The 12,282-nt window shown below is 66.7% G+C and carries 11 protein-coding genes and 2 tRNA genes; 8 read left to right on the top strand and 5 right to left on the bottom strand.

Annotation, left to right across the window (positions count from 1 at the left end):
* Positions 1-6: 6 nt before the first annotated feature.
* From AWC25_RS19200 to AWC25_RS19215, 4 genes are all read left to right on the top strand, one after another.
* Entirely contained in the window at positions 7-807 is an 801-nt protein-coding gene (locus AWC25_RS19200; RefSeq protein ID WP_069398562.1) for a fumarylacetoacetate hydrolase family protein, read from the top strand.
* On the top strand, positions 804-2,276 hold the full coding sequence (gene gltX / locus AWC25_RS19205; protein WP_085167281.1) for a glutamate--tRNA ligase: 1,473 nt from the start codon (positions 804-806) through the stop codon (positions 2,274-2,276). The genes AWC25_RS19200 and gltX overlap by 4 nt, the downstream gene beginning before the upstream one ends.
* A 161-nt stretch (positions 2,277-2,437) precedes the next feature.
* Positions 2,438-2,512: transfer RNA gene (locus AWC25_RS19210), tRNA-Gln, on the top strand.
* Positions 2,513-2,593: 81 nt separating this feature from the next.
* Positions 2,594-2,666 (top strand) — tRNA-Glu (locus AWC25_RS19215).
* 4 nt (positions 2,667-2,670) lie between these two features.
* Here the strand turns inward: AWC25_RS19215 and AWC25_RS19220 are convergent.
* Together AWC25_RS19220 and AWC25_RS19225 are read right to left on the bottom strand one after the other, a co-directional pair.
* Positions 2,671-3,183 carry a pyridoxamine 5'-phosphate oxidase family protein gene (locus tag AWC25_RS19220; protein ID WP_069398564.1) on the bottom strand — a complete coding sequence of 171 codons (513 nt, stop codon included), beginning with the start codon at positions 3,181-3,183 and terminating at the stop codon, positions 2,671-2,673.
* Positions 3,184-3,359: 176 nt separating this feature from the next.
* Complete coding sequence (locus AWC25_RS19225; protein WP_069398565.1) at positions 3,360-4,061, bottom strand: IclR family transcriptional regulator; 702 nt, start codon at positions 4,059-4,061, stop codon at positions 3,360-3,362.
* Positions 4,062-4,158: 97 nt separating this feature from the next.
* Here AWC25_RS19225 and leuC point away from each other — a divergent pair, with 97 nt between their 5' ends.
* The 3 genes from leuC to AWC25_RS19240 all read left to right on the top strand — a co-directional run bounded on the left by leuC (position 4,159) and on the right by AWC25_RS19240 (position 7,068).
* A complete protein-coding gene (gene leuC, locus AWC25_RS19230) occupies positions 4,159-5,607 on the top strand; it encodes a 3-isopropylmalate dehydratase large subunit (RefSeq protein WP_069398712.1) in 1,449 nt (482 codons plus the stop codon).
* Positions 5,608-5,627: 20 nt separating this feature from the next.
* Positions 5,628-6,224 (top strand): 3-isopropylmalate dehydratase small subunit, encoded by a 597-nt coding sequence (gene leuD, locus AWC25_RS19235; protein ID WP_069398566.1) that lies wholly within the window; start codon positions 5,628-5,630, stop codon positions 6,222-6,224.
* 214 nt (positions 6,225-6,438) lie between these two features.
* Positions 6,439-7,068, top strand: coding sequence for an HU family DNA-binding protein (locus AWC25_RS19240; protein ID WP_069398567.1), 630 nt, complete (start codon positions 6,439-6,441; stop codon positions 7,066-7,068).
* Positions 7,069-7,129: 61 nt separating this feature from the next.
* Here the strand turns inward: AWC25_RS19240 and mutT1 are convergent, their stop codons facing one another.
* The 3 genes from mutT1 to cofC all read right to left on the bottom strand — a co-directional run bounded on the left by mutT1 (position 7,130) and on the right by cofC (position 11,083).
* The gene (gene mutT1 / locus AWC25_RS19245) at positions 7,130-8,077 is read right to left on the bottom strand and encodes an 8-oxo-(d)GTP phosphatase MutT1 (RefSeq protein ID WP_085167282.1); all 948 of its coding nucleotides are present in this window, start codon (positions 8,075-8,077) and stop codon (positions 7,130-7,132) included.
* A 70-nt stretch (positions 8,078-8,147) separates the two neighbouring features.
* A complete protein-coding gene (locus AWC25_RS19250; RefSeq protein ID WP_276048584.1) occupies positions 8,148-10,343 on the bottom strand; it encodes an RNA degradosome polyphosphate kinase in 2,196 nt (731 codons plus the stop codon).
* Between the two features lie 89 nt (positions 10,344-10,432).
* Complete coding sequence (cofC, locus tag AWC25_RS19255; protein ID WP_069398570.1) at positions 10,433-11,083, bottom strand: 2-phospho-L-lactate guanylyltransferase; 651 nt, start codon at positions 11,081-11,083, stop codon at positions 10,433-10,435.
* A gap of 135 nt (positions 11,084-11,218) precedes the next feature.
* On the opposite strand from cofC, the gene AWC25_RS19260 reads away from it, so the two are divergent.
* Positions 11,219-12,262: an NAD(P)H-dependent glycerol-3-phosphate dehydrogenase gene (locus tag AWC25_RS19260; protein ID WP_069398571.1), complete on the top strand. Its 1,044-nt coding sequence runs from the start codon at positions 11,219-11,221 to the stop codon at positions 12,260-12,262.
* The last annotated feature ends 20 nt before the right edge of the window (positions 12,263-12,282 follow it).

Below are 12,282 nucleotides of genomic sequence, written 5' to 3' on the forward strand. Positions count from 1 at the left end.
GACGGAATGCGCCTTGGTCGAATCGCCAGTCCGGACGGTGTTTCCTTTGTCAGCATTGAGGGTCCGCTGGAGGACCCCAGCGCGATGGTTGCCCGTGAAATCGCCGAACACCCGTTCGGCACCCCGACGTTCACCGGCCGCTCGTGGCCCGTCGCCGACGTCCGCCTGTTAGCCCCGATGCTCGCCGGCAAGGTGGTCTGCATCGGCAAGAACTACGCGGATCACATCGCCGAGATGGCGAAATTCGCCACCGGGCCGGCCGCCGAGGATCCGATCATCTTCCTCAAGCCCAACACCGCCATCATCGGGCCGAACGTGCCGATTCGGTTGCCGGCCAACGCATCTCCCGTGCACTTCGAAGGGGAGCTCGCGGTGGTCATCGGCCGCCCGTGCAAGGACGTCCCCGCGGCCCAGGCCGCCGACAACATCCTCGGCTACACCATCGCCAACGACGTGTCTGCCCGCGACCAACAAAAGGCCGACGGGCAGTGGACCCGCGCGAAGGCGCACGACACCTTTTGCCCGGTCGGCCCATGGGTCGTCACGGATGTCGACCCGTCCGACCTCGCGCTGCGCACCGAGGTCAACGGGGAGGTCAAACAGGACAGCCGTACCTCGCTGCTGATCCACGACGTCGGCGCGATCGTGGAGTGGATTTCGGCGGTGATGACGTTGCTGCCGGGCGACCTCATCCTCACCGGGACGCCCGCCGGGGTCGGCCCCATCGAGGACGGTGACACCGTCGCCATCACCATCGAGGGCATCGGCACCCTGTCCAATCCCGTGGTCCGAAAAGGAAAGTCGTGACCGCTTCGAGCGGGGTCCGGGTTCGGTTTTGTCCCTCGCCGACGGGCACGCCGCACGTCGGGATGGTCCGCACCGCGCTGTTCAACTGGGCGTACGCCCGGCACACGGGCGGCACCTTCGTCTTTCGTATCGAGGACACCGACGCCGAACGAGACAGCGAGGAAAGCTATCTGGCCCTGCTCGACGCGCTGCGCTGGCTCGGCCTGGATTGGGACGAGGGGCCCGAGATCGGCGGCCCCTATGCCCCATACCGGCAATCGCAGCGCAGCGATATCTACCGCGACGTGGCGGACCAGCTACTCGCGGCGGGTGAGGCGTACTACGCGTTTTCCACACCCGAAGAGGTCGAGGCCCGCCACATCGCCGCCGGCCGCAATCCCAAACTGGGCTACGACAACTTCGACCGGCAACTGACCGACGCCCAGCGCGCCGCGTATCTGGCCGAGGGCCGTAAGCCGGTGGTGCGCCTGCGGATGCCCGACGAGGACCTCAGTTGGACCGATCTGGTGCGCGGCACCACCACGTTCGCGGCCGGCTCGGTGCCCGATTTTGCGTTGACCCGCGCCAGCGGAGATCCGTTGTACACGTTGGTCAACCCGTGCGACGACGCAATGATGAAGATCACCCACGTGCTGCGTGGCGAGGACCTGCTGCCCTCCACCCCGCGTCAGCTCGCGTTGTACCAGGCGTTGATCCGTATCGGGGTGGCCGAGCGCGTTCCGGAATTCGCCCATCTGCCAACGGTTTTGGGGGAGGGCACCAAGAAGCTGTCCAAGCGCGACCCGCAGTCCAACCTGTTCGCGCACCGCGACCGGGGCTTCATCCCCGAAGGTCTGCTGAATTACCTTGCGCTGCTGGGCTGGGCGATCGCCGACGACCACGACGTGTTCAGCCTGGACGAGATGGTGGCCGCGTTCGACGTGGTCAACGTCAACTCCAACCCGGCCCGCTTCGACCAGAAAAAGGCCGACGCCATCAACGCCGAACACATCCGGATGCTCGAGGTCGGCGATTTCGCCGCCCGGCTGCGGGACTATTTCGACGCGCACGGGCATCGGCTGCCGCTGGACGCGACGGCGTTGGTCACCGCGGCGGAGTTGGTTCAGACGCGCATCGTCGTGCTGGCCGACGCGTGGGATCTGCTGAAGTTCCTCAACGACGACGAGTACGCGATCGACCCCAAGGCCGCAGCCAAGGAGCTGGGACCCGACGGGGCTGCCGTGTTGGAGGCCACCCTGACGGCGCTGGACGCCGTGACGGACTGGACCGCGGCCCGCATCGAGGAGTCGCTCAAAACCGCCCTGATCGACGGTCTGGGCCTCAAACCGCGCAAGGCGTTCGGCCCCATCCGGGTCGCCGCCACCGGGACGACCATCAGCCCGCCCCTGTTCGAGTCGCTGGAGCTGCTCGGTCGCGACCGCAGCCTGGCCCGGCTGCGGGTCGCGCGTGCGCAGACCGCCGCGCCGTAGGCCCGGCGGCCGGACAAGCCGACCGCGCATTCGGACGGACCGGTGAGTCTTTGGTAGTCTGCACTGCGGTTTGCAAAGGCCGACAACGGCTGGCAGCGGCGGCCTTTCCGGCGGGCACTGGCTCGCAGAAACCGCTCTGACCAGCAGTTTTAGGCAGCCAATGGGGTATGGTGTAATTGGCAACACAGCTGATTCTGGTTCAGCCATTCTAGGTTCGAGTCCTGGTACCCCAGCCAAGTCCGTCAAGCTGCGCACGGCTGCCGAGCGATTAGGTCGCCCCCGCCGGGTGAGCTATGCTGGCAGCTCGGATCGGTTCTGGCCCCGTCGTCTAGCGGCCTAGGACGCCGCCCTCTCACGGCGGTAGCGTGGGTTCGAATCCCATCGGGGCTACAAGTTATTGGCCGGTCCCCAGCACGGCCGGTGCGGTGGAACCGCCCACCGGCATCGCGGCCAAGCCAAGTTTGCGGTGATCCCACGAGCGTGCGCGCCGGGCGACGATGCGCACGCACACGCGCTTGTTCATCATCTGCTCGACGAACGGCTTCATCTCGTCGGTGTACGGCCCGGTGTAGCGCTCCCAGACACTGACCCCGACCCGGTGTGAGACGTCCGGGTCGTCGACGATCTCCGCGACGCCCTCGAACGAGACGCCGCGCAGCGTGTCGTAGGTGTGGCCGTCCTCGATCAGGAAGCTCACCCGCGGATCGCGGGTCAGGTTCACCGCCTTTTGCGACTTGGCTTTTGTCTCCAGCCAGATTTCGCCGTCGACAACGGCGTACCACATGGCGGTCAGGTGCGGGTGGCCGTCGGGACCGACGGTGGCCAGCGTTCCGGTGCGGCTCTTTTCGACGAAATCAGCGATCTCCTCGTCCGACATGACGATGCTCGCGCGTTGATTGGTTCCCATGGCGGTCAGTCTGACAGGCCGGTTGCCGTTGACTGTGCGCTGGTGGCGTTGGCTGTGCAGCCGCGGTGGGGACACGCCGAGGCGGGCAGCCCTACCCACACACCCAACGCCGCGGCTGCACACCCAACGCCGCGGCTACACACCCAAGGCCGCGACTGCACACCGGACGCCGCGGCTTAGAGCAGCCGGGTCATCGACTCGGCCGCTGCCAGCAGGTCGGCCGCCCAGCGCGCACCCGGGCGACGCCCGATCCGGTCGATGGGCCCCGACACGGAGATGGCCGCGACGACCACACCGCGGCCGTCGCGCACCGGCGCCGAGACGCTGGCCACCCCGGGCTCGCGCTCGGCAACGCTTTGCGCCCAGCCGCGCCGGCGTACCTCGGCCAGCGTCCGTTCGGTGAACATCGCGTTGGGCAGCACCGCCTTCTGCGTGGCGGCATCACTGTGCGCCAACAAAACTTTGGCGCCCGAACCCGCCGTCATCGGCAGCCGAGCGCCGACCGGGACCGTATCGCGCAAACCCGCCGACGGTTCCAGGGCCGCCACGCAGACCCGCGAGTTGCCCTCGCGGCGGTATAACTGCACGCTCTCGCCCGTGGTCTCGCGCAGTTGGGGGAGGACCGCCGCGCCCGCAGCCAGCAACGGATCGTCAACGTGGGCCGCAAGTTCGGTCAGCGCGGGCCCGAGCTGCCAACGCCCGTCGTCATCGCGCGCAACCAGCCGATGCACCTCTAGGGCGGCGGCCAACCGGTAGGCGGTGGCCCGCGGAAATCCGGTCCGCTCGCACAGTTCGGCCAACCCGCAGGGGGATTCCGCGATCGTGTGCAGCACATCCACGGCTTTATCCAGGACGCCGATGCCGCTATGCTGTCTCATAAAGAGATATTAGCGTCTCGCATTCTGAGATCACAGCCCAGAGGATCGGCGAGCCGCGCACGAGGCGAATCGAGGCGAGTTCACGGTGGGAAGCGGAATACAGCGGCCGGACGACGGCCGGCGGCGCACCTTGGCCGAAAAGGTTTGGGAGGACCACGTTGTGGTATCCGGCGCCGCAGCCGAGGGCGCCGGTGCGCCCGACTTGATCTATATCGACCTGCATTTGGTGCACGAGGTCACCAGCCCGCAGGCGTTCGACGGTCTGCGCTTGGCCGGCCGTCGCGTGCGCCGGCCCGACCTGACGTTGGCGACCGAGGACCACAACGTGCCCACCGTCGACATCGACAAACCGATCGCCGACCCGGTATCGCGCACTCAGGTCGAGACATTGCGGACGAACTGCGCCGAATTCGGTGTGCGCCTGCATCCCATGGGCGATATCGAGCAGGGCATCGTCCATGTGGTCGGCCCGCAATTGGGACTCACCCAACCGGGAATGACGATCGTCTGTGGGGATAGTCACACCTCTACGCACGGCGCATTCGGCGCATTGGCAATGGGCATCGGCACTTCGGAGGTCGAGCATGTGCTGGCGACCCAGACTTTGCCGCTGCGGCCGTTCAAGACAATGGCGGTCAATGTAGATGGGGGGGTCGACGGAAAGTTGCCCCCCGGCGTGACGGCCAAGGACATCATTCTCGCGCTGATCGCCAAGATCGGCACCGGCGGCGGGCAGGGCCATGTCATCGAATACCGCGGCAGCGCCATCGAATCGCTGTCCATGGAAGGCCGCATGACGGTCTGCAATATGAGCATCGAGGCCGGCGCCCGGGCCGGGATGGTCGCACCGGATGACACCACGTTCGAATTTTTGCGCGGCCGGCCGCACGCCCCGACGGGCGCGCAATGGGATGCCGCGGTGCGGTACTGGCGACAGCTGCGCACCGACGAGGGCGCCGTCTTCGACACCGAGGTGTCCCTGGACGCCGAGTCGCTGACGCCGTTCGTCACCTGGGGAACCAATCCCGGCCAGGGCGTGCCGCTGGGGGCGACGGTGCCTGATCCCGAGTTGATGACCAACGACGCGGAACGGCAGGCGGCCGAGAAAGCGTTGGCGTATATGGACCTTCGGCCGGGCATGCCGATGCGGGAGATAGCGGTCGACACCGTGTTCGTCGGCTCCTGTACCAACGGTCGTATCGAAGATCTGCGCGTGGTCGCCGACGTGCTGCGCGGTCGCAAGGTGGCGCCGGGCGTGCGAATGCTGGTCGTCCCGGGCTCGATGCGGGTGCGCGCGCAGGCCGAAGCCGAAGGGCTGGGCGAGATTTTCACCGCCGCCGGCGCCGAATGGCGCCAGGCGGGCTGCTCGATGTGCCTGGGCATGAACCCCGATCAGCTCGCGCCGGGCGAGCGGTGTGCCGCGACGTCCAACCGCAACTTCGAAGGGCGGCAGGGCAAAGGCGGCCGTACGCATTTGGTGTCGCCGGCTGTCGCGGCGGCAACTGCGGTCCGTGGCACCTTGTCCGCTCCGGCTGATTTGAACTGAAAACGAAATCGAGGACGAAGATGGAACCCTTTCAGACCCACACCGGGATTGGCGTCCCGCTGCGCCGCTCCAATGTCGACACCGATCAGATCATCCCCGCGGTCTACCTGAAGCGCGTCACCCGAACTGGATTCGAGGACGGCTTGTTCGCGTCGTGGCGGACGGATCCGTCATTCGTGCTCAACCTCAGTCCCTTTGACCGAGGCTCGGTTTTGGTGGCCGGGCCCGACTTCGGGACCGGATCGTCGCGCGAGCATGCGGTGTGGGCACTGATGGACTACGGATTCCGAGTGGTGATCTCGTCTCGTTTCGGTGACATTTTTCGGGGTAACGCGGGCAAGGCGGGACTGCTGGCGGCCGAAGTCGACCAAGACGGCGTGGAACTGCTTTGGAAGCTCATCGAGCAGCACCCGGGGCTGGAAATCACTGCCAATCTTCAAGATCGAAATATCACCGCGGGAACGACGGTGCTGCCGTTCAGGATTGACGACCATACCGCCTGGCGACTGCTCGAAGGACTCGACGATATAGCCCTTACGCTGCGGAAACTCGACGAGATCGAGTCTTTCGAGGCGGCTCGCCCGGACTGGAGGCCACGCACTCTCCCCGCCCCGTGAACCCCGGATCGGAGTGAGATTTCACTCCGATCGCCTTAGCTAGCAAGGCTTATTTTTCGCCGGCGTCACCTTCCAAGGGCGGCAACCGGATTCCCAAATTCCCTGTCGAGTGGCCGTGAAATTGCGCGTGGCGCTTGGCAATTTGCTGGGTGAGGGTTTACCGTGTTCGCTAGTCGGTTGCCAAAAATGGAACCACTGGCTTCGGAGGGTTTGGATGAACAAAGCAGAGCTCATAGATGTGCTCACACAGAAATTGGGCTCGGACCGTCGGCAGGCGACCGCCGCCGTCGAGAATGTTGTCGACACCATTGTGCGTGCGGTGCACAAGGGCGACAGCGTGACGATCACCGGGTTCGGTGTGTTTGAACAACGGCGCCGCGCAGCGCGTGTGGCCCGCAACCCGCGTACCGGTGAGACGGTGAAGGTAAAGCCGACGTCTGTCCCGGCATTCCGCCCGGGCGCCCAATTCAAAGCGGTTGTCGCTGGCGCACAGCGCCTCCCGTCGGAAGGACCGGCCGTGAAACGTGGTGTTGTAGGAGGCGCAGCCAAGAAGACTGCCGCCAAGAAGACCGCAGCCAAGAAGACTGCAGCCAAGAAGACTGCGAGCAAGGCTCCGGTGAAGAAGGCCGCGACGAAAGCTCCGGCGAAGAAGGCCGCCACCAAGGCCCCGGCCAAGAAGGCCGCGACCAAGGCCCCGGTGAAGAAGGCCGCCACCAAGGCTCCGGCGAAGAAGGCCGCGACCAAGGCGCCGGTGCGCAAGGCCGCGACCAAGGCTCCGGCCAAGAAGACCGCGGCCAAGAAGGCGCCGGCCAAGAAGACCGCTGCCAAGCGCGGTCGCAAGTAAACCAGTTCAGACGCAAATACCCTTCGGGCGGCATCGCTGCCCCCGAAGGGTATTTCGCTTTTCAGGCCCGCACGTTCGCGGCCAGTGCCCCGCCGATGTGATCGGCGCCGACCAGCCGGCCGTCATGCAACGACAGCACCCAGGTGCTTCCCTTGTGGTTACGTGATTTATCGGGATGCACCCCGTCGCGCTCGCACCACCACTGGACCAGACCCGGAATCACCTTGCCCTGTGAGCAGATCACCGGGGTGCCCGGGTGTTCGGCGATTTCCAGCAGGCGATGCCGGCCGCGTTTGGGATTCTTGGCGTACGACTCTTCGGTGAGAGCGGGCTCGTTCTCGATCGTCACACCGAGCTCCTCCGCGAGCGGTTGCACCGTCTGGTGACAGCGCAGCCGATCGGCGGCATGCACCTCGGTGGCACCGAACGCCAGCAGTTGCGGGACGAGTGCCTCGGCCTGGGCGCGGCCCCTCTTGTCCAACGGGCGCTTGGTGTCATCGCCGGAGAAGCGCGACTTCCGGCCCGCCGTGCCGTGCCGGACCACCAACACGGTATGGGTGTCCGCAGGGTGTTTTGTGGAGCGCTGCAACACATTTCGATCCTGTGCGTAGTCGAGTTTGTGCATCGCGTCGGCGACCGGCAGCCAGAGGAGTTCGTCGACCTCCTTACCCGGCGTGAATTCGCCGCCGGTGCTGCGGGCCACCCAGTAGTAGACCTTCTTGACGCCCTGATCGATGGGGTAGCTCACCTTGTTGAGTCGCCGGCCCAAGACGCAGCGGTGTCCGGTCTCTTCGAGCACCTCGCGCACCGCGGCCACGGGTGCCGTCTCGCCGGGGTCGACTTTGCCCTTCGGCAGCGACCAGTCGTCGTAGCGCGGACGGTGGATGACGGCGATCTCCAGTTCGGGGTCGGCCGAATCGGAGCGACGCGGCCGCCACAACACCGCGCCCGCGGCGTAGACGACCCGGTTACTTGTGCGGCGACCTGCTGACGAGTTCTGGTCCGGCACCTCACTCCTGCAGGTCAATTCGGCCAGCACCGCCGGCCATGGACATGGCCTGGAAAGTTACCACACGACGTCAGGCGCTGCGGTGCCGCTCCATGAGTGACTCCTGGTGATCGCGGACGGTGTGGCCGTCTCGAGGCGCCGCGATCCACTTGCCGCCGGCCTCGAGTTCCCAGCATCGCGTCGCGGGGTCCAGCGCCGACTCGAACAAATCGTTCAGATACGCCGTCAGCTTCGGGTCCTTGACCTGAACCAGGACCTCGACGCGCCGGTCGAGATTGCGATGCATCATGTCCGCGCTGCCGAGCCAGAACTCGTTGATTGCACCGAAATGCATGATGCGCGAGTGCTCGAGGAATCGCCCGAGAATCGACCGCACGGAAATGTTCTCCGAGAAGCCTTCCACGCCCGGCCGCAAAGCACAGATGCCGCGCACCACGACTTCGATCTGCACACCGGCCCGCGACGCGCGATACAGCGCATCGATGACCTGCTCGTCGACCAATGCATTCATCTTCATCCGGATGCGGCCGCCACCGTGCGCGCGGTGCGCCTCGATCTCGCGGTTGACGCGCTCGATGATCCCGGTCCGAATCCCGTGTGGGGCAACCAAGAGATTGCGGTAGGACACCTTGCGCGAATATCCGGTGAGCGAATTGAACAGGTCCGTCAGGTCGGCGCCGATGTCCGGTGCGGCGGTGAGCAGACCGACATCCTCGTACAGGCGCGCCGTCTTGCCGTTGTAATTGCCGGTTCCGATATGGCAGTAGCGCCGGATCGTGGAACCTTCGCGCCGCACCACCAGGCAGGTCTTGCAGTGCGTCTTGAGTCCGACGTACCCGTAGACCACGTGCACGCCCGCCTGCTCCAGCGTTCGCGCCCAGCGGATGTTGGCCTGCTCGTCGAACCGCGCCTTGATCTCCACCAGCGCCACCACCTGCTTGCCGGCCTCGGCCGCGGCGATCAGCGCCCGCACGATAGGCGAATCACCGGACGTGCGATACAGCGTCTGCTTGATGGCGAGCACGTTCGGGTCGGCGGCCGCCTGTTCGATGAATCGCTGCACACTCGTGGAGAACGACTCGTACGGATGATGAAGCAGCACATCGCCTTCGCGCAGGGTCGCGAAGATGCTCTTGGGTGTCTCCCGATCCGCGAAGGCGGGACTGGTGGCCGGGACCCAGGCGCGGTCTTTGAGCGCCGGCCGGTCGACGCCGTAGATCTGCCACAGCGACGACAGGTCGAGCAGGCCGGGAACCTCAATGACGTCACCGGGATTCACGTCGAGCTCGCGCAGCAGCAGCTCCAGCATGCTCTCGGTCATGTCATCGGCGATCTCCAGCCGTACCGGCGACCCGAAGCGTCGGCGGGCCAGTTCCCGCTCGAGTGCCTGCAGCAAGTCTTCGTCGCGATCCTCTTCGACCTCGTAGTCGGCGTTACGAGTGATGCGGAACGCGTGGTGCTCCACGATTTCCATGCCCGGGAAGAGAACCGGGAGGAATGCGGCGATCAGCTCTTCCATCGGCAGGTAACGGATGACGGCGTGCCCGTCGCTTCCGTCGCCGTCACTTCGTCCTTCGAGTTCTTCGAGTTCCACGAAACGATCGACGTTGTCGGGAACCTTGACTCGGGCGAAGTGCTGGCCGCCGTCGTCCTTGACGGTGACCGCCAGATTCAGGCTCAACCCGCTGACGAACGGGAACGGGTGAGCCGGGTCGACGGCCAGCGGGGTCAGCACCGGGAAGACCTGCTCGGTGAAGTAGACCGAGAGTTGGTCTCGTTCAGCCTGATCCAAATCCGCCCAGGTGACTATATAAATGCCTTCCTGCGCCAGCGCGGGTCGCACGGCGTCGAGGAACACCCGGGCATGCCGAGTCGCGATCCGCTGGGTCTGCTCGCCGATGCGGGCCAGCTGCTCGCGCGGCGTCAAACCGTCCGCCGAGCGGACCGACAGCCCCATCTCGTCGCGGCGCTTGAGCCCTGCCACCCGGACCATGTAGAACTCGTCGAGGTTGGACGCGAAGATGGCCAGAAACTTGGCTCGTTCCAGCAACGGCAGCGAGGTGTCAGCGGCCAGGGACAACACCCGCGCGTTGAAGTCCAGCCAGCTCAGTTCGCGGTTGAGGTACCGATCCTCCGGCAGTGCGTCGTCGATTGCGGCCTGGGTCGTCGCTGGCGGCGCTCCGACCGCGCTTTCGGAAGGTTGCCACACGGTTTCGTCGAGACGTGCTTGGGCTTCGGTTTCGGTCACCCTGAAATCATGGCGCATCACCCGCCGGTGCTGCTAGCGCATGGTAGACATCCATCCGTCGTTGGTGCGGCGTTCATCGCACGGACAGGTTTGCTACACCGTCGCTCTCAGTGCTGCGAGATGGCGCGGGCGGTTGCCGGTCCGACGCCCAGGCGGCGGGCGGCGGCCAGGTCGGCGGGGGTGTCGACGTCGCAGCGCAGTCCCGGCCACGGCCCAGTCAACTCGATGGCGCCCGAACGACGATGGCGCGCCGCGGAATCCGAACCGAACTGCGGCTGCAGCGCCCCGCCGAAGGCGCACAGCGCCGCGGTGCCCGTCGCCAGCCGGTCGGCGACAAAGCTGCGCCGGTGCTGGCGCGCTGCGGCGATGGCGCCGGCCAGCTCCTGGGATTGCAGCGCGGGTAAATCTCCTTGTAGCGCAATAACATTGGCGAATGATCCGGCGACGGATCGCTCGGCGGTGGCGATCGCATGGTTGAGCGGATCGGGATGGCCCTGCGGGGTCGGGTCGCTGAGCACGTGCGCGCCCAGCTGTGCCACCGCGGCGGCGGCGGCCTCGTCGGGTGTGACGACGGTGATCGAACCCACCGAGTCGACCCGCGCCGCGGCCGTCACGGTGTCCACCAGCATGGCCAGCACCACGGTCTCCCGGGTCCGCGCCGAGAACACCGGGGCCAGCCTGGTCTTGGCGGCGGTCAACCGCTTGACGGCGATGATCAGCGCGATGTCGCCGGCACCGTCGGCCCGTGTGCCGCTCATGGCGTCAATCCTGCCAGCGCCGCCGCGCGATGCACTCGGGAGCATCGGCGCGCGCATCATGGTGACGACGCCGGCGGGCTGGTCTAGGGTGTAGCGGCCGCGGATGCGGCGTCGGGACAGATCGGGATTGGGGACATGGCCAGCACAGCGGGCACCGTTGCGGTGATGGGCGCCGGAGCATGGGGCACGGCACTGGCGAAGGTGCTTGCCGAGGTCCTTGAGGCAACCCCCGAAGAGGCCAGGGCGCCGGGCGCCGAGATCCGGCTGTGGGCGCGGCGGCCCGACGTGGCCGAGCAGATCAACGCCACCCACTACAACCCGACCTATCTGCCCGGCACCCTGCTGCCGTCGCGCATCCGCGCCACCACCGACGCCGCCGACGCGCTGGACGGCGTCACCACGGTGCTGTTGGGCGTACCGGCGCAGACGCTGCGCGGCAATCTCGAGCGGTGGGCCCCGCTGATCGTCGACGGGGCGACGCTGGTGAGCCTGGCCAAGGGCATCGAACTGGACACGCTGATGCGGATGAGCCAGGTCATCGTCTCGGTGACCGGCGTCGACCCCGCGCAGGTCGCGGTGATCTCCGGGCCCAACCTGGCCAGTGAGATCGCCGCGTGCCAGCCCGCCGCCACCGTCGTGGCGTGCAGCGACTCCGGGCGCGCCGTCGCCCTGCAGCGGATGCTCAACACCGGCTACTTCCGCCCCTACACCAACAGCGACGTCATCGGCACCGAGATCGGTGGTGCCTGCAAGAACGTCATCGCTCTGGCCTGCGGCATGGCCGTCGGCGTGGGGTTGGGCGAAAACACCGTCGCCGCGATCATCACCCGCGGCCTGGCGGAGATCATGCGGCTGGGTATCGCGCTGGGCGCCAAGGGTGCGACGCTGGCCGGCCTGGCCGGCGTGGGCGACTTGGTGGCCACCTGCTCGTCGCCGCATTCGCGCAACCGGTCGATGGGCGAGCAATTGGGGCGGGGCGCGACGATCCAGTCCGCGCTGAAGGGGAAGGACGGACACGTGGTCGAGGGCGTGACATCGAGTGAATCCGTGCTCGCACTGGCGTCCAGCTACGACGTCGAGATGCCGCTCACGGACGCGGTGCATCGGGTCTGTCACAAGGGCCTCTCGGTCGACCAGGCGATCGCGCTGCTGCTGGGTCGCAGCACCAAGCCGGAATAACCCCCACCCGGGGACCGGCG

The organism is Mycobacterium sherrisii, assembly GCF_002102355.1.
Lineage (GTDB): Bacteria > Actinomycetota > Actinomycetes > Mycobacteriales > Mycobacteriaceae > Mycobacterium > Mycobacterium sherrisii.